Genomic DNA, 23,244 nt, shown 5'->3' with positions numbered 1-23,244 from the left:
TTGCAGGAGCGAGGGGGAGCATCGCTTCCCCTTTTTCACAACACAAGTAAGGAAGTGAGAACATGGCGAATTCCATTCGGGTTCTACTCGATGACTTCAGAAAAAATCGCGCAATCTACCTGATGGTACTGCCGGTTGCGCTATACTTTTTCATCTTTAAATATTTCCCGATGTACGGCGCTGTAATTGCCTTCAAGGATTTTAGCCCGGCGAAAGGGATTTGGGGCAGTGATTGGGTAGGCTTTGCACATTTCAAAGATTTCTTTCAAAGCTATTATTTTGTTCGCGTGCTTCGCAATACGTTCTTGATTAGCTTTTATAATTTGATTTTCGGCTTCCCGGCACCGATTATTCTAGCGATCCTGTTGAATGAGCTTCGCCAGAAGGTGTTCAAATCGATCGTGCAGACGGTTTCCTATTTACCGCATTTCATCTCGATTGTCGTCATTTCAGGGTTAATTATTGATTTTACGAACCGTGGCGGTATCGTGAATTCCATCATAATGTTCTTTGGCGGGCAGGATTCTGCGCTGATGAATAATGCGGAAAATTTCCGCACCATTTTCGTCTCTACATCGGTTTGGCAAGAACTCGGTTGGTCGTCCATTATTTACTTGGCTGCGCTTAGCGGGATCAATCCCGAACTGTATGAAGCTGTTCGTGTTGACGGGGCGGGAAGATTCCGCCAAATCTGGAGCGTGACGCTTCCGGGACTTATTCCAACGATCATGATCCTGCTCATTCTTCGGATCGGCGGCTTGATGGAGGTTGGCTTTGAGAAAATCGTCCTGCTCTACAATCCGAATACGTATGAAACGGCAGATGTCATTTCATCCTTTGTTTATCGGGAAGGGCTTGCCCAAGGGAATGATTACAGCTATACAACCGCAGTAGGGCTATTCCAATCGATGATCAACTTTATTTTACTTATTAGCGCTAACAGCATATCCCGCCGATTCTCGGGCAGCCGGTTGTGGTAGTCTCGCTTACGCAGCAAGCTTTTCTTAACGAAAAGCTCTCAGGAGGAAACTGACGATGAAATTAAGCGCAACTGAGCGTCTATTCGATATAGGTAATGCGATTCTAATGATATTGCTTATCATTTGTACGCTTTATCCGTTCTACTATGTATTCATGGCCTCTATCAGTGATTCGAATTTGTTAATACAACATACAGGGCTGCTTCTTAAGCCGCTAGGGTTTAACTTAACCGCCTTTGAGAAGGTAATAGCGAATCCGAACATTTTGACCGGGTATGGCAATACCTTGCTGATCTTAATTCTGGGTACGGCGGTAAATCTGTTTTTTACAACGCTTGGCGCCTACGCACTGTCCAGAAAGTTTGTTCTACGCAAATTTCTAATGATCAGCATTGTTTTCACGATGTATTTCAGCGGCGGCTTGATCCCGACGTATCTGTTAATTAACAATTACCTGCACATGGGTAACAGCTACCTTGCGCTGATTGTCCCGGTGGCCATCTCCACCTGGAACTTAATTATTATGCGCACTTCGTTCGAAGCGATCCCGGAAGGATTGATGGAGTCCGCCAAGATTGACGGTGCAGGCGAATGGCGCATTTTGTTCCAAATCGTGGTGCCGCTGTCGATGCCGGTCATTGCCGTCATGGTGCTTTATTATGGGGTAGCGCATTGGAATTCCTGGTTTAATGCGATGCTCTTCCTTCATGATCGGGAGAAATTTCCGCTGCAGCTCATTCTTCGCGAGATTCTCGTACAGAACAGCACGGATTCAATGACCACAGGAACGGGCAATGCGAACGACACGCAAGCGATTGGAGAAAGCATTAAATATGCAACGATTATGGTTGCGACCTTACCGATTCTCATCGCTTATCCTTTTTTACAGAAATATTTTGTGAAAGGCGTTATGGTTGGCGCGCTCAAAGAATAACTAATTTCCCAGAACCTGTTCTCTTTTTGAAAGTTCGAAAAGAGGGCGGGATATTTGGGTTTTTGTGCTTTTTGGCATGAAAACGCTAAAAAAAGATGATACTGCAAAAATCGTAGATGTACATAAACGGGATAAGATGGGATAATTCGCATACAGCATGAGTATAGGGGAGGGCTTCTTGATGAAGCGGAGCGTATATCTTTTTTGGCTTTATTCGAATCTAACTATTCTTTGTATCCCTATTGTCATCACGATGTTGGTGCTCTTTCAATCGCAGCATTTACTGAATTCGGAGGTTATCAGATCCAATAAAGCGATGTTGAATCAGGTGAAGCAATCCCTGGATAATCAATTTAAGGATATTAAACGGATGGGCCTTCAGCTTTCTTTGGACCCTAAAGTTATTAAATATGTAAATCAATCGGACTATACGAGTTCCCAAGTCAAAATAGACACGCTCGACCTCATCACGTCACTTCGTTCGTATGCCGCTTCAAACGGGGATATCAACGATTTATATGTCTATATGAAAAAGCAGCATTTCGGTGTGACCACCTCGACGATGAATCAAGATGAGCTTCTTTTCCAATTGCTTCACGAAAACAATAAAGGGATGACTTTCAAAAAGTGGAGCGACAGTATGGAAAAGATCTACTTCGGTAATTTTCTTCAATTAGCCGAAGATGACATGGTGTACATGCAGTCACTGCCTATTCAAAATGCCGACGAAGCGCCTGCCACACTTGTGGTTATGCTGAATGCGGAGCGTTTGAAAGCTGCTATCTCGAATATTCAGCTTGCCCAAGCCGGCATTGTGCTGATTCTGGATTCCAGCAATAAGCCGATCATGATCGCGGGTGAGCCAGGGCACGTTTCCGATCTTGATTTGGCGCAGATTTCGTCCGCAGCGGAGGGCTCGTTTAGCCAGAAATGGGACCAGGAAGAGGTGACGGTTTCCTACGTATCTTCGGTTGAAAATGAGTGGAAATATGTATCCATTGTTCCTACGAAAATTTACTCGGCCAAAGTCAGCCAATTGCGGAGCTGGATCTATGCAGGCTTATTTCTATGCATTTTCGTCGGTGGCCCGATGTCCGTCTGGTTGACGCGCAAGCATTATATGCCGATTCGCCGCATGGTAGATCTGGTGTCTCCCAAGGTTAAATCGAACATGCAGGGCATTAAAGACGAGTTCCTGCTGCTGCAGTCCTTCATGTCGGAGAATGCCGCCTTCCAAGATACGGCGAATACGACAATTCAGAAGCAGCAAAACGTACTGCGGAGCCATTTTCTGGCGCGGCTGCTCAAGGGGAGAGTCGAAAGCGGTTCCGCGCTGGCGCAAGCGATGGATTCGTTCGATCTGCGATTCGAGACGAACCGGTTTGCGGTCTTGCTTTTTCATATCGGCGATTATGCGCCTTTGTTCAATGACAGCTCCTCGCGTGATGCCGAGTCCAAATTGCAGTATGTTTACTATATTGTGACGAACATTACGGAAGAGCTCATCGGCCGCAAGCATGTGGTCTTTACGACAGAAGTGGACGGGATGATCGCTTTTCTCGTCAATATTCAGCACGATGATGAAGCTCAGGGCAAGCAGGATTTAATTGAGGTCGCGCAAGAAGCGCAGGCCATTATTCAAGGGAAATTCTATATTCAGCTGACCATTGGCATCAGCGATATACATCCAACGCTGGCCGGTATCCCGCATGGATTTGATGAGGCGCTGGAGGCGCTGGAGTATAAATTCGTCATCGGTCCGAGCCAAATCATCCCGTTTGAGCGGATTAAACGGCCGAAGAATGAGCTGTACTATCCGCTGGATATGGAACGTCAGCTCATCAATCATATCCGGACGGGGCAGTACGAGGAGGCCATGGAGGCAGTCAGCGAGCTGATCGCTACGAATGTGTCGGACGGCACGCTCTCGCTGCAGTTGGGCAAGCTGCTAATGTTCGAGCTGATCGGCACGATTTTGAAAGCGATCGAGCATCTTGATCAAGGGCCGAACGAGCTGGCTGTTGAAAAGCACGCGTTAATTAAGGAACTGACGCAATGCGAATCGTTCGCGGAAATTGAAGATGAAATTTATAAGTTTTTGAAAACTGTCTGTGAGTACGTCGACTCTAAGAAGAAAAGTCACAATACGAATCTGAAGGATCATGTGCTGAGCTATATTGACGAGCATCTGGCGGATATGGATCTGAGTCTGACGTCACTGTCTCTGAAGTTTGAAGTAAATGCGCCGTATTTATCGCGCTTTATCAAAGAACAGTCCGGGGAGACGTTTATCGATTATGTCAATAAGCAGCGTGTTGGGTTGGCCAAGAAGCTGATGATGGAAACCGATGAAACGATTACGGATATTACACAGAAGGTTGGATTCTCGAACAGCAATACCTTCATTCGTGTGTTTAAGCGCTACGAGGGGATTACACCAGGTCAATTCAGAAAAGGCGATCAGCTATGATCGTCTTATTTCTGTTGGAGGCCATCTAAGGACGATTGGATAAAATGAAGAATTTGGCAAATACTAACCGCAATGTGACAAGGCGGGAGGAAGAAGAATGGAATTGCCACAAGATTCATTCCAAATCTCAACAGAGATCAAGACGAATATGCGTAAGCTTTTCGATTGCTTTCATTCTTCCGACGATATTCGGACCAGGGAATTCCGCCTGCAGGGCGTTCAGGGCGCGATTCTTTATCTTAACGCTGCCACCAATCGGGATAAGCTGCAGTCTGATGTTTTGAGGCCTCTGCTCGAATCCAAAGAGGGACTTCTGGAGGATATTCTTCCTATTCTCGATATTGAGCTCGTTTCCGATTTGGAGACTGTGGCTGCCGGGATGCTTCAAGGGAAATGCGCGATTCTGCTCGATCAAAGAATGGATATTATTCTGGCCGATGTCGGCGCTAGCATCGAACGCAGTATCGCAGAATCCCAGAATGAACAAGTCATACGCGGTTCCCATGAAGGCTTTGTCGATGACGCAGAAATTAATGTACAGCTGATTCACAGACGACTCAAGAATCCGAATTTGGTCGAACGGGACTTCACTTTGGGCGCGCAAAGCCCGACAGGCGTCAAGTTGCTGTACATGAGCGAGCTTGCTGATCTCAATGTTGTTAACGAAGTCATTGCCAGACTCTTGACGAATGAAGACGTGTTTATTAAGTCGCCCGGACAAATCTTGAATCGGTTAGAGAACAGCCGGTGGTCTCTTTTTCCGCAAATGTTGTATACCGAAAGACCTGACACCACGGTTTCTCATCTACTGGAGGGCAGAGTTGTCCTGCTTGTGGATGGCAGTTCGTTCGCGGTCATTCTCCCAGTGACATTTTTTATGTTTTTTCAAATTGCAGACGATTTCAACGTCCGGTGGTGGAGCGGGACTTTTTTTCGCTTTCTTCGGTTTATTAGTGTCATGATCGGGATGGCGCTTCCTTCGGTTTATATTTCCATTGTCTCGAACCATTTCGAGGTACTGCCGATTGATTTGCTTTTTTCCTTGAAAGCTTCTTTAGAGAATATTCCTTTCAATCCCCTCATTGAAGCTTTGTTTATGATCACCGTGCTCGAGCTGCTGCGAGAAGCGGCAATCCGGCTTCCGAAGTCCATTTCTTCTACCCTGTCTATTGTCGGAGGTTTGGTTATCGGCAGTGAAGTGGTTAATGCTGGATTAGTATCCACGACCATGATTGTCGTTATTTCATTGACGGCCGTCGCTTCTTTCAGTTTGCCTTCTCACGAAATGCGTCTCGCGGTTCGGTTGGTCAGCTTCCCGATCATGATCGCTTCTTTGCTGCTTGGTTTTGCTGGGATAGCTTTTAGCTTTTCGCTGTTGTTCATGCATTTAAGCAAGCTTGAAACGTACGGCGTCCCTTACTTTTATCCGTTTACGCCATTCCAACCGCGAAGGATCTTGACTACGCTCATTCAGCTTCCTAAGCGAATCTTTCGTAGGAAAGCTTCGGATAGGAGGATGTCATGACCAGAATGCAATTATTTGCTTTCATCCTGCAAACTCAGGTAGGCATCGGTGTGTTGTCTTTCCCCTATGTATTGCATCAAGCTGCTGGTGAAGACGGCTGGATATCCGTCATTCTGGCGGGGGCATGCGTGAATGTGCTTCTGATCATCTATGTCGCTCTCTGTAAACGATTTCCAGGGAAAAATTTCTATGAGTTTATGCCGCTTATTCTTGGCAAATGGATAGGGAATGCGGTCAACGCTTTTTACACGTTCCATTTTCTATTTCTTTCCTGTCTGGTTTTGCTGATGGAAATGTTGTTTGTCGAGCTCTGGATATTGCCGTTTACGAATCCATGGCTCGTCATTGCAGCCAACTTTGTTATATTGATCTATTTTGCTAAAGAGCGATTGCCGGTCATTGCGCGTTACAATACGATGGTCACCTTTCTGCTTATCTTAATGGTAGCGATGATGCTTACCAGCTTTTATACAATGGATTATCGCTATCTGCTGCCTATCGGACAGAAGGGCTGGACAGCCATTATTGCGGGAATGAAAAGTTCCGTGATCACTTTCCTCGGTTTCGAGCTGTTCCTGATCGTCTCCTCCGAGGTGCAATCCAATGGCAAGAGCATGCTTACTCCCGTACTGTGGGCGAACACCATGGCGACCATTTTCTTTTTGGTTGTTGTCCTGCTGTGCTTTCTGAATTTCAGTCCCGAGTCAATTCCATTCATCCCGCAGCCTGTCCCTTACTATTTGAACGGGATTTCCCTGCCATTTCTGGAACGGATGGATTTGATTTTCCTTTCCGTCTGGCTGGTCAAAGTGACAGCATCACTCATTAGCTACATGTATGCCGCAGGCAAAGGGTTCGGATACTGGTTTCATAACAATGAACACAGAAAAGCCATGTACTATTTAGTTCCCATAGTCTGCTTGGTCGGTTTCGCATGGCGTTCGGAAAAACGGATTGCCTTCTTACAGAAGGTTACGGAATACGAGAGTTTCATCTTGATCGGACTTCCGGTTCTACTTTTCTTGTTTGTTTGGCTAAAGGGCAAAGAAGGGGGAAAGCAGCAGTGAATCGCTTGGCTCTTCTCTGGCTGATCGTTGTTTTGTTATTTTCAGGGTGCAGTTATCATTCCGATTTGAAAAATTTGCAGCTCATTTATGCAACCTCTCTGGATACGAACGAGAAAAATGAAATCGTCACCACCGTCACTATTCAATCTCCCGGAGGCAAGGAAAGAACCGTTCCCATTCATGAGGTGTTGACGGCAACAGGACCAACGCTGCAGGAGTCCTTGTATAAAAAAATCGGCCTGCAAATCGCAGGACCCATTGGCACTTCCAAAAATCAAGTTATGCTAATCTGCGATAAGCTGGCGAAATCGGATATTCTGAATCTCCTGGACGCCACATTCCGCAACTCAAATGACCCTATGCTGGCCAAAGTGGCTATCGTCCATGGCGAAGCGGCGGATTTGATTCGACTGAATCGCATCGGGTCCGCGACATCCGGAGAGTACTTGCGCAAAATCATTAAAAGCGCCGAGCACGAAACGGTCATTCCATACGTAACCGTGCATTCCATTTACCCTCTTCTTCATGATCGGGGAAAAGATGGCGTCATTCCGATTCTGAGGAGGGAAAATGGGACAAATGGTGAGACGGACAAAGATAAAGCTGTCATCGAGGGTGTGGGGCTCCTTAGTAAAAGAAAGTATACGGGATACCTGCTCACTCCTGAACAATCTACCTTGTTCCTTTTAATGAACGGCAAGAAGGCCGAAGTCTGTGTCCTCACGAGAAAAGTAGAAGAAGCGAAGGGCAAAAACGACGTGTCGCAGCACGTATCGCTGAACATCGTCAAGTCGAGCCGCAGCAAGAAGGTTTCGGTCAGTTCATCCGGACAAGTTCAGGTTCAATTGCAGCTTAGGCTGAAAGGGATCATCATCGAACACGCCAAAAACAATCGCATTGACGAGCAGCTCATTGAGCAGCTGAACAAACGGTTCTCTGATCTGCTCACACAGGAAGCGCAAGGCATCTGCAAACTGCTTCAAAAGGCACATTCCGATGCACTGGGCATCGGAAGGGATATGATAGCTTTCCATCCGAAGGAGTGGAAAGAGCTCGATTGGGAGAAGGCATACCCCGAAGTGGATTTCAAGGTTTCGGTAAGCATGGATATTATTTCTCATGGGATTATTAACTAGTTGTGGAATGATGCCTCGGCTTGAATTCGCTCGGCGACTGGCCGGTCCAGCGCCGAAATTGCCGGGAGAAGTGGCTGGCCGATTGGAAGCCCAGCTTCTCCGCGATGTCCGTCATCGGCAGATGGGTCGTGACGAGCAGCTCCTTAGCCAGCTTGAGCTTCTGCCTACTGAGGTACTGGCGGGGGGACAGCCCGTATACCTTGGAGAACAGCTTGCTGCATTGGCTGCGGCTCAGGTTCATCTCCTTCGCAACCCCCGCCACTGTCGCTTCCTCGCTTAGACCGAGCGAGAGCTTCTCTTCAATCATGTGCGCGACATCGGCGGTGAAGAGCGAAGGATCTTTATCGGGAGCTGTGCGATGACCGCTAGCTGTCCCATGCTCACGCAGCAGCTGAAGCACATCGTGGATGATGAGCAGTGTATAAGACTGCAGCAGCAGCTTATCCTCGAAACGCAGGAGGGAGGGGGGGAGCGGTTCCGCCGCTTCGGGGGGTTCGGCGTTATTGCGCTGCATAACAGCCTCTAATTCGCCGACGTAGAAACGCAGTTTGCTTCGTTCTGCTTCTTTGTGTCGGATAAGTCGATATGGCGCAAGGGAGAGCAGGCTGCGAATCTCTGGGTCATCGAGATCGAAATGCACGTTAAAGAAACTATAGTCCGCCTGGCAGGTGTTGGAGGATTGATGCCTGACACCAGACTTGATTAGCAGCCAGTCTCCTTTGTGCATCGTAACTTGATCGCGGTTTATTTCATGAGCGACTTCACCTTCCACGCAGTACAGCAGCTCGAACAAATGGTGATGATGCCTAGGGAAATGCCACCCAGGAGGCTTCAAGCCGAAATGGCAACCTGTCACCTGAAGGGTATTGATGATATTTGGAAAACGATACAAATCCTCCAACTGTTGCTCCACGTGTTGTTCCTCCCATTCGACTTCGCGTTTGTTTCATCATAACATGGGAATTGGCACATTTGGTATAGAAAATGATCCATTTGGCGATGGAGAATGCCTATCCTTTCGGCGATGATGAATGTAGACAGTTCAACTTATGAACCAATAGCATTCATAATCCGGAGGGATGATTGTGGCCATTTTACAAGCCAAAGACAAGCAATTTCTATTAGATGGGAAGCCATTTCAAATCATATCGGGAGCTATCCATTATTTTCGTGTTGTTCCTGAGTATTGGGAAGATCGGCTGCTGAAGCTCAAAGCGTGCGGCTTTAATACGGTGGAAACCTATGTGCCATGGAATATGCATGAGCCGCAGGAGAATATATTTAACTTTGAAGGTCTTGCGGACATCGAGCGCTTCATTGCATTGGCTGGCAAGCTCGAGCTTCATGTGATTGTTCGGCCAAGCCCTTACATCTGTGCGGAGTGGGAATTCGGCGGACTGCCAGCTTGGCTGCTGCAGTATTCGAACATGAAGCTTCGCTGCATGGATACGGCCTATTTGCAGAAAGTAGACCGTTACTATGATGAGCTGATCCCTAAGTTAGTTCCGTATCTCAGCACAAACGGCGGTCCGGTTATCGCCATGCAAATCGAGAATGAGTATGGCAGCTATGGCAACGACACCGCGTACTTAACGTATTTACGTGATGGGTTGATCAAGCGCGGAGTGGATGTATTGCTGTTTACATCGGACGGTCCGGAGGATGGCATGCTGCAGGGAGGTACGGTTCCCGGCACCCTGGCGACCGTCAACTTCGGCTCTAGACCGGAGGAGGCGTTCGAGAAGTTCCGTGAATACCGTGCGGATGAACCGCTCATGTGCATGGAGTATTGGAACGGTTGGTTTGATCATTGGCTGAAGCCGCACCACACGCGAGATGCAGGCGATGTCGCCGATGTATTCGACCGCATGCTGCGCGCCGGCGCTTCCGTGAATTTCTATATGTTCCACGGCGGAACCAACTTTGGGTTCTACAACGGAGCGAACTTTGGCGAGAAGTACGAGGCGACGATTACCAGCTATGACTATGATTCACCCCTTTCAGAGTGCGGAGATGAAACGGAGAAATACCGAGCTGTCCGCAGCGTCATTGCACGCTATCTTGAGAAAGACGAGAAGGAGTTTCCGGTATTTCCTGCGCCTATTCCGAAGAAAAGCTACGGCCGTATCTCATTAACGGAAAAAGCAGATTTGCTCGGGCAACTTGATCAACTTTCCGTGCCGGTTAAACGCACCTGTCCGGAACCAATGGAATTGGTTGGGCAAAGCTACGGCTTCATCGTCTATTCGACACAGGTATCCGGTCCGCGAACCGGCGAAAAGCTGCACCTGCAGGAGGTGCACGACCGCGCTCAAATTTTCTTGGACGGCGTCTATCAAGGCACAGTCGAGCGTTGGGATCCGCGTCCTCTCCCACTGGACATTCCAGCCCAAGGTGCGAAGTTGGACATCGTTGTCGAGAACATGGGCCGCGTCAACTACGGGCCGAAACTGAGGGACTTCAAAGGCATTACGGAAGGCGTTCGCTTCAATAATCAGTTCTTATTCGATTGGACGATTTATCCGCTGCCACTGGACAATACGGATGCGATTCCGTTCGTGAGTTCTGCGGAGAGCGTACAGCAGGAGCAGGATCAAGAGCGTCCCACGTTCTATCGCGGGGAATTCAACGTTGAAGAGGCAGGAGACACATTCGTCCGTTTGGAGGGTTGGTCCAAAGGCATTGTTTGGATCAATGGCTTTAATCTGGGACGTTACTGGGAAAAAGGGCCGCAGCGTACGTTGTATGTACCGGCGCCGTTACTGCGGAAAGGCTGCAATGAAATTGTTATCTTCGAGCTGCATCGTACCGAGAATCCGGTTATTGAATTGACGGATGCACCGGATTTGGGCTAAACCGGAAGCGGAGGGAATGACATGACATTGACATCAAAAAAAGCTATCAAAAGGGTCATCATCTTAGGTATTGATGGTGCAGGGACATTCATCCGTGAGGCGGAAACCCCTTATATCGATGAACTGCTTGCGGGAGGCGCGCAAACGAGCCAGGCTCTTACCGCTTTTCCTTCCAACAGCGGGGAATGCTGGGGATCGCTTTTGCATGGCGTGATGCCGGAGCGGCATGAGTCCCATGTGCATATTCAAAACAATCGAAGTTTTCCGGCGAATTCGCCCGCGCCTTCCCTATTTCAAATTTTGAGAGAAGCGAGACCAGACAGCACAATGGCCGCATTCGTCTCATGGAAGCCAATTATAACGGGCATTATTGAAGAGATTCCAGGTATGGAAAAATGCGCTGCGCCGGATGAACAACTGGTTCCTGCCATCGGAGCTTATCTTCGTACGAATCCCGGGCTGGAGCTGCTGTTCGTCCAACTGGATGATGTGGATGCCGCAGGTCATCGGCATGGGTATGGGGATGAATCCACGGAATATTTGAAAGCAATCACACGTGCTGACAGACAGATCGGGGAGATTGGCAAAGAGCTTCTGGAAGCAGGAATGCTGGATGACAGCCTGCTCATCATCACGACAGATCACGGCGGCGGCGGTGTAGATACATTCAGTCATGGGAGTGATGCTCCACAGGATATGACCATTTTCTGGGGCTGCCGGGGACCCGGCGTTAGCCCAGAGGCTGACTTGTCGGGCCTGTCCATCATGGACACGGCGGCGGTTGCGCTCTATGCGATTGGACTGCAGATCCCGAGTGATTGGGACGCCAAGGTGCCGGCCGGCTTGCTGACATAAAAAAAGGACAGTTCGATGACGATCATCGGGCTGTCTTTTTTTTATGCCTATTTTACAAACATCGAAACCTTTACCTGAATATTTTGCTCAGGAGAGGAGTGAGGGCGTTGGTCCAAGTTACGATTGCCGCTGTCGGAGATTTATTGATGAAAAGTGAAATCATTGCTGCATCGAAACAAACAAACGGGCATGCGTTTGATCCTATTTTCGAAGAGGTTGCGCCTATTTTGAAGGCTCATGATTTGACACTGGGCAATCTGGAGACGACTTTCTCCGGCGAAAGACAATTGGGCGCACCCGGCATTCGCCCCAAATGCAACTGCCCAAGAGAACGAAGGAATCCAAGAACGGGGCTTCCCGTATTCAATTGTCCGGATGAATTGGCTGGAACGCTGAAAAAGGCGGGCTTCCACGTCCTTACGACGGCTAATAACCATTGCATGGACGGTGGGACAAGAGGGGTCAAACGAACCTTGCAAGTTCTGGATGCCCACAATCTTCACCATACGGGAACGGCGCGTTCCGCTGCGGAAGCCAAACGGCCGCTGATTGTGGAGATTAAAGGTGTGCGGATTGGGATTGTGGCTTACACGGAGAGAACGAATGCCATTCCCGTACCGAAGCCGTGGTTTGTTAATCGCTTTAATGCAGGGCAGATGGCAGCCGATATTCGAGAAATGAGGGATAGAGCAGACTTCATCATAGCCTGTCTCCATTTCGGGAAAGAGTATCGAAGCTCTCCGGACCAGAGTCAGAAAAAGTGGATGCGGTTCCTTTTTAGACAAGGCGTGAACGTGGTGCTAGGTGCGCATCCGCATGTGCTCCACCCGGTCACTCAGACCGTGATGAAAGACAAGTATGGTCAGGAGAGGACGCGTGTCGCGGCCTCTTCCTTAGGGAATTTCGTATCGACGAAGCTAAACAAAGGTTCCAATACGGTACGGGGCATGATTTTGTCATTGACCCTTTCTAAGAATGAGAATGGACAGACGGATATCAGCGGAGTTGAGGGAATCCCCACCCTTGTGGAGCGGAGAAAAACGGAGAAGACCGTGTATACAGTCGTCCCTGAGAGAAAACGTTGAGGCGAAGCCTGCTCGCGTCTCCAAATCCATGCTTGGGCGCCTCTTCACCACCTTTATGTTGTACTTTGTGCAACCTAAAAGGCGATCGCGCCATTAATCTCACCGTTCATTGTACAAAGTACAATGATTTTAACCAAACTGCCCGAAAATAACGGCTTCCAGCCCAAAATAGTGTACTTTGTACAACATAGAGGAGCGCCGAAGCCGAATTACAGCCATTATGTTGTACTTTGTGCAACCTAGAAAGACCGTCAGGCATGAATGCCTAACGGTCTTTTCTTATATTTCCGCTGTTTCACCCTACGCAGAGAAGGTTAAACAAAAGTAGGCCTGTAAAACTGTGCCTTAACGAAATTTTAATTCTTTTTTACAACCACATGTCGGATTGTATAAGATTCCATAGTTTTACATTAAGATTTAAACACATCAAGTGTAAGTTAACATGACAAATAGTTTACATAGTTAATAGGTGGGCGAAGGGGGGGTTCCATTGATCTCATTCCAACAAGTAGAGAAGCACTATGGCGAGTTTCATGTTCTCAAGGGCATTAACCTAAGCATTAAGCAAGGGGAAGTCGTTGTTGTCGTCGGTCCGTCAGGCTCTGGCAAAAGCACGCTGCTCAGATGCATAAACCGGCTGGAAACGATCACTAGCGGCGGGTTAGTCGTGGGCGAATCCCAGGTCAGCGACAAGAAGACGGATATTAATAAGCTGCGACGGGACATCGGGATGGTTTTCCAGCATTTTAATTTGTATCCGCATAAAAAAGTGATCGATAACATCACGCTCGCCCCGATGAAAGTTCTCGGGCTCACGAAGAAAGAAGCGGAAGAAACGGCCATGTACTATCTGGAGAAGGTAGGCATTCAGGACAAAGCCAGAAGCTATCCCTCGCAGTTATCCGGCGGTCAGCAGCAGCGGGTAGCTATAGCCAGAGGGCTGGCGATGAAGCCGAAGATCATGCTGTTCGACGAGCCGACCTCCGCTTTGGACCCCGAAATGGTTGGCGAGGTTCTGGATGTTATGAAGGCGCTGGCGCATGAGGGGATGACGATGGTTGTGGTCACGCACGAAATGGGCTTTGCCCGGGAAGTGGCGGATCGGGTTGTTTTTATGGACAAAGGACAAATCATCGAAGAAGCGCCTCCGGAGGAGTTTTTCGTCAATCCGAGAGAAGAACGTGCACGGTTATTTCTTAACCGCGTGCTTAACCATTAAAAATGAGGAGATGAACGAATATGATATCAAAAAAGTGGAGTTTCATGGTTATGATGGTAGCTGTTTTTGCATTGACAGGATGTGCATCCACACCCACAACATCCACAGGTGCCTCAGGCTCGCCAGCTAGCTCCCCAGCGGCAAGCAGCGCACCAAGCACAGCCAAGCCGGCAGGCGGAGCATCGGTTCTCGATGAAATCAAGAGCAGAGGCAAGCTGGTGGTAGGCGTCAAATACGATACAAAGCTGTTCGGCTTGAAAAATCCGACCGGCGGCGAAGTAGAAGGCTTCGACGTAGATATGGCCAAAGCGCTCGCCAAGGAAATTCTCGGCGATGAGAAGAAAATCGAGCTCAAGGAAGTAACCTCCAAAACACGCATCCCGATGCTCGACAACAAGGAGATCGACATGATTGTCGCGACGATGACGATCACGGATGAGCGTAAGAAGCAAGTGGAGTTCTCCGATGTTTATTTTAAAGCGGGACAGTCCCTGTTGGTTAAGAAGGGCAGTCCGATCAAATCTGTAGCCGATGTTAAAAAAGGCACTAAAGTACTGGCGGTTAAAGGCGCTACTTCGGTTGCCAACATTAAAGCCAAAGCGCCGGAGGCAACAGTTCTGGAGTTCGATAACTACCAGGATGCATTCAGCGCGCTGAAAGCGGGGCAAGGGGACACGTTGACTACGGACAATGCCATCCTCTACGGCATGATGGCGCAGGATCCGAACTTTGTCGTCGTCGGCGAGCCGTTCACGGATGAGCCCTACGGAATCGCCATGAAAAAAGGTGAGACGGCACTTCAAGCAGCGGTCAATGACAGCTTGAAAAAGCTGCAGTCCAGCGGTGAGTACGACAAGATATACAAGAAATGGATCGGCGAGGCGCCATCCAAATAACAAGGATAAGATGGGTAGCCGCAAGCTGCCCATCTTCTGTCTATGAGGGAGGAGCACAAGCCGATGCCGGATTTCTCGATTTTTACCGATTATTTCGATATCTACATGAAGGGATTCGTAAACACGATCTGGGCCAGCCTCATCGCACTAATCGGCAGCTTTATTCTGGGAACGATCATAGCCATTTTTCGCATCTCATCCGTAAAGCCCTTACAGTGGATAGGTACGGCTTACGTGGAGTTCATTCGAAATATTCCGCTCTTGCTCGTCGTCTTCGTGTTCTTTTACGGCTTGCCGTCGATGGGAGTTACCTTGAGCGGTTTTGTCTGCGGAACCTTGGGCTTGACGGTATACACGGCTTCTTTTATCGCTGAAGCGATTCGCGCCGGCATTATGTCGGTCCCGGTGGGCCAGTCGGAGGCGGCAAGATCCTCGGGTCTATCGTATATGCAAACGATGCAGCATGTCGTTCTTCCGCAAGCGATCAAAATCGTCATACCTCCGCTGAGCAACCAGTTTATTAACCTGGTTAAGAATTCGTCGGTGCTGGGCGTATTCGCGGGCTTCGATCTCATGTATTTCGGTGATCAAGTTGCAAGTGAGACGTACGCCACGTTTGATACGTATATTTTCGTCGCGGTGCTTTACTTAATACTAACACTACCGCTAAGCTACGGCGCTCTGCGTCTAGAACGTAAGCTGGCCAGGGGGTGAACGGGGACAGATGGATATTCTGCACGCTTTTTCCATGGATAATATAAGGTTTATTCTTGAAGGCTTTTACATGACGCTTAAAGTTGCACTGATTTCTATTATACTTAGCTTTATTGTCGGCTGTGTCGTCGGTACGATCCGCTATACGAAAATGCCTGTCGTTTCGCCTATTTTGGCCATAGCGGTGGAGCTAATCCGCAACCTGCCTTTATTGCTTATCATCTTCTTTGCCAGATTTGCTTTGCCGGATATCGGCATTAAGCTGGGGCCCATGAATGCGACGATTGTGGCGCTTACGCTTTTTGAAGGAGCGATGATTGCGGAAATTGTGCGCAGCGGGCTCCTTTCTATCGATAAAGGGCAGATTGAAGCGGCTCGTTCTTCCGGGCTCGGTTATGTCCAAACTCTCTGGCATATTGTAATGCCTCAGGGTTTGCGACGCATGATGCCCCCACTGGTGAGCCAGTTTATCTCGCTGCTCAAGGACACTTCTCTTGCCATTGTTATTTCCTTGCCTGAACTGATGCATCATGCGAAAATAGTAATTGGACAAAGCTATAGCTACACCATACCAATTCTGTTCATCGTGGCTGTGCTTTATTTTGCAGTCAATTATGCATTGTCGTTAGCAGCGCGCAGAATGGAAGCGAGAATGGTGTAGGAGAATTTGAGCTGGAAGAGGGAGTCACTTACATCATGATACACTTGAGTTGGGAAATGTTTTTGTTCGTCATCGCGGGAGGATTTCTTGCCGCCTATGTAGATTCGGTCGTAGGAGGCGGGGGGCTGATCGCCTTACCTGTTCTTCTTGCAACGGGATTGCCACCTGCAGTCGCGTTGGGAACGAATAAACTGGCTGGCACGATGTCATCGTTGACGAGTACCATTTCCTTTATGCGTTCGGGTAATATCGATATCAAAGCAGTAAAAGGCTTATTTCTTTTATCTTTATTAGGGGCAGTTAGCGGAACCATGGTACTGCGGCAAATTCCTTCGGATTTTTTAAGACCGATGGTCGTCGTCATGCTGATTCTTATTACCGTCTATACGATTTTTCGGAAAAACTGGGGAGACCGCTCGACGTTCCGTCAGTATTCTACCAAAACAGCCCTGCTAATGGGGGGAGCCGCTTTCGGATTAGGCTTCTATGATGGCTTTTTTGGACCTGGTACGGGCTCCTTTCTTATATTTGTGTTTCTCATGTTAGGCTTTGACTTTGTGAAAGCGGCCGGGAACGCCAAAGTGCTGAATTTTGGAAGCAATATAGCGAGTTTGGCTACGTTCATGGTGCTCGGCTCCATCAACTACGGAATAGGGATTCCAATGGGTATCGCGATGATTTGCGGTTCCCTGCTGGGCTCGCGCATGGCGATTCGCAAAGGTTCAGCGTATGTTCGGCCTTTATTTCTTACCGTTTGTATACTCCTTATCGGCAAACAGATATGGGATTTATTGTAGGGGGTGATCGGCTGGGGCGCTTAAAAAACGAAGGCTTACAAATGATACTCATCGCTATTGTGACAGCAATCGCCGGCGAGTTCAAAATCACGCCTTTCAGTGGCGAAGTGTTTCGGATCGGTCTAGGCAGCAGCGCCTTCCTCTTATGCCTGCTGTTACTCAAACATTTGCCTTTTATCTACACAGGCATTGTTACAGGAATTACCGTTTTGTTGTTTCGCTCCATAGAGGAAGGGATCATGACGCAGGGGGCAGTATCGCTCGGCTGGAGCATGCAGAACCACTTGCCCGCGATGCTGTATTATATGGCTTTTGCGGTGGGCATGAGTTTGATGAAACAGAAACTGGGGAAATTCCATCCCCTTGTGCTGGGTTTATTCCTGTCGCTCATCGATCTCCTGTCCAATGAGATTGAACTGCTGGCGCGCAGCTTCATTTTCGATACACCCTACAAGTTTTCGCAGCAATTAGTGTTTATTACCGTGACCGCACTCGTACGAAGCTATTTTGTGGTCGGCATCTACAGCAGCGTCACCATTCATCAGATGCGGGTTCTCCACAGTGAGCAGCAGAAGCGGATGGAGCAGATGCTGAATACAAACAGCGGGCTTTACGGCGAAGTATTTTACCTCCGTAAGTCGATGGAGACGATCGAGCAGCTGACGGCCAAAAGCCACAATTTATACGAAAGAGTAAACGGCACGGGCCTGAAAAGCTATGCCCGAACGATTTTAGAAATCACGCAACAAATCCATGAGGTGAAAAAGGATTCGCAGCGCATCCTCGCCGGTTTATTGAAGCTGTTCGATCGGGAATTCGCCTCGGATATGAGGCTGGCGGAAATCGTAGAGTTCGCGATAAAGTCCAATCACGGATACAGCGGGATGCTTGGCAAACACATTCAATTCACCACAGATCTGCGAATCGACTATGATTCGGATCATTACCTTCCTTTGCTAACCGTGATGAATAATCTTTTGTCCAATAGCGTGGAGGCCATCGAAGATCAGGGGACGATTCACGTAAGTGCGTACGAGCGTGGCGCTGAAACGATTCTGACGGTATCGGATACGGGGACGGGGATTGCCGAGTTCGAGAAGGAGATGATTTTCGAGCCCGGCTTTACGACCAAATTCAATCAGGAGGGCTTTGCTGCAACCGGAATCGGGCTCTCCCACGTGCGGGATATCGTTCATTCCTTAAGCGGGGATATTCATTTGCGTTCTGACGAGCTTAGCCCTCAGACAACTTTTGTGATTACCTTATTGACCGATACGTTGAAAAAAGGAGCGTAGAGATCATGTTGTCTTTTGGAATTGTAGACGATGATGCGGTGAGCAGGCTGATGCTGCACAAGATTATTGAAAAAGGCGGGCTAGGCGAAGTCGTAGGAACAGCAGGCAGCGGGAGCGAAGGGGAAAGAGTGCTGCTCGAAACGACACCTGATGTCGTTGTCATCGATCTGCTGATGCCGGATCAGGATGGCATTGAGACCATTATTCGGCTCAAGGAGCAAGGCTTTCAAGGGAAGTACGTCATGATTTCGCAGATTGAAAATAAAGAGATGATCGGCAAGGCGTATCAGGCTGGCGTCGAATACTATATTCAGAAGCCGATTAACAAAATTGAAGTGGAAGCCGTGCTTTCCAAGGTCAACGAGCAGTGGAAAATCAGTCGTTCCCTGAAGGAGATTCAGGATTCTTTAACGAAGCTTAGCCTAATGAATGTGGCTTCGGATAGCATCCGCAAAAAGCGCAGCGTCCGCGAGATTCTGCAGCCCATTCTCATGGATATGGGGATCGTTGGGGAGAGCGGAAGCCGGGATGTGACGGACATTATCGAACATCTCACAAAGCATCACAGAGGTGAAGGCATTCCGCCGCTGAAGGATCTTTATGAAACGGCAGCCCGCTGCCACAAACTGACTGAAGCTGACGTGGAAAAAGAAGGAAAAGCTGTCGAGCAGCGGATTCGCCGTGCTGTCATGGCTGCCTTAACCCATATGGCGAGCATTGGTTTGACGGATTACAGCAATCCGAAATTTGAGCATTATGCGCCGCTCTATTTTGAATTCCAGGATGTCCGTTTGAAAATGAAAGAAATTGATGAGAATTTGAAGTCGGAGAAAAGCAAAATCAACATAAAAAAATTTCTCCAAGTGCTGTATCTGGAAGTCACGGATAAAATGCGCAGCGAGCATTGAGCTCGGAAACGGGCGCTTTTCGGTTGCGAATTGACCGATGGTTATGGTAATATTTGATATATCTGAAGAAAAGGAGGTGAAGGTAGGATGAATCGAGAGTTTGTGAACAACCGTGTGAGCCAGTTACCCATCGCGATGGCTGGCATCGTTCATGCAGCAGCCCACAACGGGAGAAGTCTGTCCAAATATGATCATATGGTTTCACAACTCACGAAAAGACACCTACCTTAGCCTCAATCGGAGCTATCCGCAAAGGTCGTAGGAATTTTCCTGCGGCCTTTTTTGCTGCGTTCAGGATGTTCAGGTTAGGGTCTTTCATAACCAGGGAGGATCCTTAACGATGTTAATTATAAATGGTCAAAATATAAAGAAATACCACGGCGCGCAATTGGTGCTTGCCGATGTTACTTTTGAAATTCATCAAGGCGAAAGAATCGGATTGGTGGGGCGAAACGGAAGCGGCAAATCGACCCTGCTGCGGCTCATTTCCAAAATGGAAAAGCCGGACGAAGGGCAATTAACAGTGCGCAAAGATACGCGTATCGGTTATTTGGCTCAAATCCCGACGGAATGGGAGAGCGGCACGGTGTACGATGTACTGGCGGCTAGTTTTGCGGAGCTTCTAGAGTGCCGTTCTGCGATGATGGAGCTGGAGCAGCGAATGTCGGACCCTGCTGCGGTCGGTCAGCTTGATCAGCTGTTGGGGCGGTATGCGCAGCTGCAGGAGCGTTTCGAGCGGGAGGGCGGCTACGAACTGGATGCTAGAATTGACCAGGTGGCAAGCGGACTCCGCATTGGCCGGGAAGTATATGAACGGAGTTTCGCCTCGCTGTCCGGAGGAGAGAAGACCAAGATTGCGCTCGCTTCTCAATTGATCGGCAAGCCGGATTTGCTGCTGCTCGATGAGCCGACGAATCATCTCGATTTATTTGGCGTGGAATGGTTGGAGGAGTATCTGACCCATTATGAGGGCGCGTGCTTCATTGTGTCTCATGACCGCTACTTTTTGGACCGCGTCGTCACCAAGATTGTGGAGTTGGAAGATGGGGAGTCTTCGACCTATCTGACTTCCTATTCGGGATACATGAAGGAGAAAGAAGTCCGGCTGCTACAGCAATTCGCGGATTATCAAGAACAGCAGAAGGTCATCAAGAAGATGAAAGAGACGATCAAGCAGCTGACGGAGTGGGGGCGTATCGGAGGAAATGAGAAGTTCTTCCGCCGGGCGGCCTCCATGCAGAAAGCGCTGGATCGGATGGAGAAACTGAAGCGCCCGGTTCTTGATCCGAAAGCGGCGGAGTTCGGGTTGAAGGTGGATGACCGTTCCGGTAAACGAGTGATTGCCTTTGAGAACGTTAGCAAGCAGTATGGGGATAAAGTGCTGCTTCAGAGGGCAAACGGCTTGCTGGAGTATGGCGAGAAGGTGATGCTTCTGGGGCATAACGGTTCTGGGAAAACGACGCTGCTGAAAATGATCATGGGCGAGGTGAGCCCTGACGGGGGCGAGCTGGAGCTCGGCGCGCGCGTGGATATCGGCTACTTGGCCCAGCAGGAGTATCCCGAGGATCAGAAGAAGTCGGTACTGGCCTACTTCTGCGAGGAAGCCCGGATGGAAGAAGGGGAGGCTAGAGGCCGTCTCGCTGCTTATTTGTTCTATGGCGCCGACGTTTTCAAGCCGGTGAGCTCGCTCTCCGGCGGAGAGTGGACGCGACTGCGGCTGGCCCTGCTCGTGCTGCGCAAGCCGAATCTGCTCATTTTGGATGAGCCGACGAATCATATGGACATTGCCTCGCGGGAGGCTTTGGAGGAAGCGCTCGAGGAGTTTCCGGGCACGGTGCTTGCCGTGACGCACGACCGCTACTTTATGAACCGGCTGTCCCAGAAAATATGGGAGCTGCATCAAGGACGCATCACCGTATATTTGGGCAGCTTCGATGATTACAAAGCGAAGAGCGCGCAGCTGCGGGAGGTGGATGCGAGAGCGGGAGCGGGTGCTGAAGCGAGAGCTGGAGCAAGGGCAGCAGGAGCGAGGGCTGAAGCGAAAGCTGGAGCAAGGGCAAAGCCCGAGGCCGAGGCGAAGCCGCGGGTGGACGCAGCTTCGCGCGGGAAGTCTCGCAGCTCGGCTGCGTTCACGCGGATGAAGCTGGAGCGAGAGATCGCGGAGGCGGAAACGCTGCTCAGCGGGCTCGATCAGGCGCTGGAGAATCCTGCGGCTGATGAATTGAACCGTCTCTGGGCGGAGCGCGAAGCGACGCAGGCGGAACTGGATCAGTTGTATGCGGAGTGGATACAGCTGGAGGAATAATAATTAGAGGGGGGCCACAGGCTCCTCTTTTTTGTGTCTTGCGGGAGAGTGGGAACTATGATCCGCTATTTTGCTGTTTAGCGCCCCTTTCCCCTCTTAGGGGGAACTAGGGGGCGCTATTTTGTGTATTTTGGCCGAATTGCAGGTCTCCCCGGCAAATAAGGGACTGTAGTTCCGCTAAGATTGCGATTTATGCTGACTTGGCCAGAATAGCGGACCACAGTTCCCTCCACGAATTCGCCGCTCTCTGAAACTAGCCATTCATAGGCTGCTCAGCGCAAAGTAGCTAGTTTAAGAAGCTTCCGCAGAAGTGGCACGCGGACGGCACGCCGGACTTTGTCGGTTCCGTGCTAAGTGACTGATAATAAGTAAGCTGCAAGGGCTGTTCCGAAAGGTCTGAAAAGACCGGAGGGGCGGCCTTTTTTCAGCTCTGAGGTAAGCGAGCTTAGAACTGGGCTGCCACCTTACGGCTAAGGGAACGGCAGGGTGCTATTTTAGCGAGAATAGCCTTTTGAGCTAGCGAGAGGGAACTGTGGTCCTCTATTTTGTATTTTTGGTAGAAGTGGAGCTCGGTTTGATGAAATAAGGCCCTGTAGTTCCCCTTCATCTGCGGAATCTCCGTTTTTTGCTTAAATAGTGTACTGGAGTTCCGCTAAGGTTAGTCCCAAACCAACGGGCTCAAAACATAAGGCTCAGAAGATAGGGTCTATTAGAGATACATCCTGCTCTGCCTCGGAACGTCTTCATTTTGCAACCATTCCGCCACGGTTCCGACATGGAAGTCGATTGTCCGAATGTGATAAGCTTAGAGTATTCAATAAAGGAGGCGATTGCTGTGATACAGGTATTTCCTGCGCATACGAGAAATAGCTCGGATTTAGGTTGGCTCAAAGGGTATAAGAGCTTTTCATTTGGTGATTATTTTGATGAAAATAATACGGGCTTTGGGGTTATGCGCGTATGCAACTATGATGAAATTGCCGCAGGTCGGGGCTTTGGGCCGCATCCGCACAGTGATATGGAAATTGTCAGCGTCGTTCTCAGCGGAGCAATTAAGCATGAGGATAGTTTAGGGAACGTGGCAATAACGGCAGCGGGCGGCGTTCAGCGCATGTCAGCAGGAAGCGGCGTGATTCATGCCGAGTACAATGCCTCGGAAACGGAGCCGCTCAGCCTGTTCCAGCTCTGGTTTATGCCGGCGAAGCGGGGCACGGAGCCGTCTTTTGAGAATGTGACGTATGTGCCAGAGGCAATGACGAATGCACTTTTGCCTGTGGTCACGCCTGAAGGCGGGGAGCACAAAGCGAAAATCTACCAGGATATGAGCATTTACCTCAGCAAACTGGAGGCGGGGAAACAATTGGCGTTCAACCAAGGAGACAATCGGCGCATTTTTCTTATGGTCATAAGCGGGAAGTTAGAGGCTAATGAGGCTGTATTGGAAACGATGGACAGCGCCCGCATGGAGGCGGAATCAACGCTTGCGCTCCGTGCGATAGAAGATGCGCATTTCATGTTAATCGATCTGCCATAACAAGGAGG

The 23,244-nt window shown here is 49.2% G+C and carries 20 protein-coding genes; 19 read left to right on the top strand and 1 reads right to left on the bottom strand.

The features are described from left to right. Window positions 1-62: 62 nt before the first annotated feature. The 6 genes from J2Z65_RS27125 to J2Z65_RS27100 all read left to right on the top strand — a co-directional run bounded on the left by J2Z65_RS27125 (window position 63) and on the right by J2Z65_RS27100 (window position 8,112). Window positions 63-980, top strand: coding sequence for an ABC transporter permease (locus J2Z65_RS27125; protein ID WP_167065946.1), 918 nt, complete (start codon window positions 63-65; stop codon window positions 978-980). A 55-nt stretch (window positions 981-1,035) separates the two neighbouring features. Beyond that, the gene (locus tag J2Z65_RS27120; RefSeq protein WP_167065943.1) at window positions 1,036-1,914 is read left to right on the top strand and encodes a carbohydrate ABC transporter permease; all 879 of its coding nucleotides are present in this window, start codon (window positions 1,036-1,038) and stop codon (window positions 1,912-1,914) included. A 181-nt stretch (window positions 1,915-2,095) separates the two neighbouring features. Beyond that, complete coding sequence (locus tag J2Z65_RS27115) at window positions 2,096-4,384, top strand: helix-turn-helix domain-containing protein (protein ID WP_167065940.1); 2,289 nt, start codon at window positions 2,096-2,098, stop codon at window positions 4,382-4,384. Window positions 4,385-4,481: 97 nt separating this feature from the next. Next, window positions 4,482-5,909 (top strand): spore germination protein, encoded by a 1,428-nt coding sequence (locus J2Z65_RS27110; protein ID WP_167065938.1) that lies wholly within the window; start codon window positions 4,482-4,484, stop codon window positions 5,907-5,909. Beyond that, window positions 5,906-6,976, top strand: a complete 1,071-nt coding sequence (locus J2Z65_RS27105; RefSeq protein WP_167065935.1) for a GerAB/ArcD/ProY family transporter — start codon at window positions 5,906-5,908, stop codon at window positions 6,974-6,976. Before J2Z65_RS27110 ends, J2Z65_RS27105 begins: the two co-directional genes overlap by 4 nt. Next, window positions 6,973-8,112 (top strand): Ger(x)C family spore germination protein, encoded by a 1,140-nt coding sequence (locus J2Z65_RS27100; protein WP_167065932.1) that lies wholly within the window; start codon window positions 6,973-6,975, stop codon window positions 8,110-8,112. Before J2Z65_RS27105 ends, J2Z65_RS27100 begins: the two co-directional genes overlap by 4 nt. On the opposite strand, the gene J2Z65_RS27095 is transcribed toward J2Z65_RS27100, so the two are convergent. Next, window positions 8,105-8,947: an AraC family transcriptional regulator gene (locus J2Z65_RS27095; protein WP_240159978.1), complete on the bottom strand. Its 843-nt coding sequence runs from the start codon at window positions 8,945-8,947 to the stop codon at window positions 8,105-8,107. The two genes, J2Z65_RS27100 and J2Z65_RS27095, sit on opposite strands and share 8 nt — an antisense overlap. 250 nt (window positions 8,948-9,197) lie before the next feature. On the opposite strand from J2Z65_RS27095, the gene J2Z65_RS27090 reads away from it, so the two are divergent. The 13 genes from J2Z65_RS27090 to J2Z65_RS27030 all read left to right on the top strand — a co-directional run bounded on the left by J2Z65_RS27090 (window position 9,198) and on the right by J2Z65_RS27030 (window position 23,236). Then, window positions 9,198-10,967, top strand: coding sequence for a glycoside hydrolase family 35 protein (locus tag J2Z65_RS27090; RefSeq protein ID WP_420850873.1), 1,770 nt, complete (start codon window positions 9,198-9,200; stop codon window positions 10,965-10,967). A gap of 21 nt (window positions 10,968-10,988) precedes the next feature. Then, complete coding sequence (locus J2Z65_RS27085; RefSeq protein WP_167065926.1) at window positions 10,989-11,822, top strand: alkaline phosphatase family protein; 834 nt, start codon at window positions 10,989-10,991, stop codon at window positions 11,820-11,822. 107 nt (window positions 11,823-11,929) lie between these two features. Further along, entirely contained in the window at window positions 11,930-12,907 is a 978-nt protein-coding gene (locus tag J2Z65_RS27080) for a CapA family protein (protein WP_167065923.1), read from the top strand. Between the two features lie 490 nt (window positions 12,908-13,397). Then, window positions 13,398-14,126, top strand: a complete 729-nt coding sequence (locus J2Z65_RS27075; protein WP_167065920.1) for an amino acid ABC transporter ATP-binding protein — start codon at window positions 13,398-13,400, stop codon at window positions 14,124-14,126. A gap of 20 nt (window positions 14,127-14,146) precedes the next feature. Continuing rightward, on the top strand, window positions 14,147-15,022 hold the full coding sequence (locus J2Z65_RS27070; protein ID WP_240159977.1) for a transporter substrate-binding domain-containing protein: 876 nt from the start codon (window positions 14,147-14,149) through the stop codon (window positions 15,020-15,022). Between the two features lie 63 nt (window positions 15,023-15,085). Further along, a complete protein-coding gene (locus tag J2Z65_RS27065; protein WP_167065917.1) occupies window positions 15,086-15,736 on the top strand; it encodes an amino acid ABC transporter permease in 651 nt (216 codons plus the stop codon). A 10-nt stretch (window positions 15,737-15,746) separates the two neighbouring features. After that, window positions 15,747-16,397: an amino acid ABC transporter permease gene (locus J2Z65_RS27060; protein WP_167065913.1), complete on the top strand. Its 651-nt coding sequence runs from the start codon at window positions 15,747-15,749 to the stop codon at window positions 16,395-16,397. Between the two features lie 35 nt (window positions 16,398-16,432). Next, window positions 16,433-17,194, top strand: a complete 762-nt coding sequence (locus tag J2Z65_RS27055) for a TSUP family transporter (protein WP_167065910.1) — start codon at window positions 16,433-16,435, stop codon at window positions 17,192-17,194. A gap of 41 nt (window positions 17,195-17,235) precedes the next feature. Then, entirely contained in the window at window positions 17,236-18,489 is a 1,254-nt protein-coding gene (locus J2Z65_RS27050) for a sensor histidine kinase (protein ID WP_240159976.1), read from the top strand. Window positions 18,490-18,494: 5 nt separating this feature from the next. Continuing rightward, entirely contained in the window at window positions 18,495-19,397 is a 903-nt protein-coding gene (locus tag J2Z65_RS27045; protein WP_167065904.1) for a response regulator, read from the top strand. An 87-nt stretch (window positions 19,398-19,484) separates the two neighbouring features. Continuing rightward, window positions 19,485-19,628, top strand: coding sequence for a hypothetical protein (locus tag J2Z65_RS27040; protein ID WP_167065902.1), 144 nt, complete (start codon window positions 19,485-19,487; stop codon window positions 19,626-19,628). A 109-nt stretch (window positions 19,629-19,737) separates the two neighbouring features. Continuing rightward, window positions 19,738-21,702: an ABC-F family ATP-binding cassette domain-containing protein gene (locus tag J2Z65_RS27035; protein WP_167065899.1), complete on the top strand. Its 1,965-nt coding sequence runs from the start codon at window positions 19,738-19,740 to the stop codon at window positions 21,700-21,702. Between the two features lie 835 nt (window positions 21,703-22,537). Continuing rightward, complete coding sequence (locus tag J2Z65_RS27030) at window positions 22,538-23,236, top strand: pirin family protein (RefSeq protein WP_167065896.1); 699 nt, start codon at window positions 22,538-22,540, stop codon at window positions 23,234-23,236. Window positions 23,237-23,244 lie beyond the last annotated feature (8 nt).

Source organism: Paenibacillus aceris (genome assembly GCF_017874035.1).
GTDB lineage: Bacteria > Bacillota > Bacilli > Paenibacillales > NBRC-103111 > Paenibacillus_E > Paenibacillus_E aceris.
The sequence above is the reverse complement of the archived record's forward strand: the minus strand, read 5'-3'. Positions and strand labels throughout refer to the sequence as shown.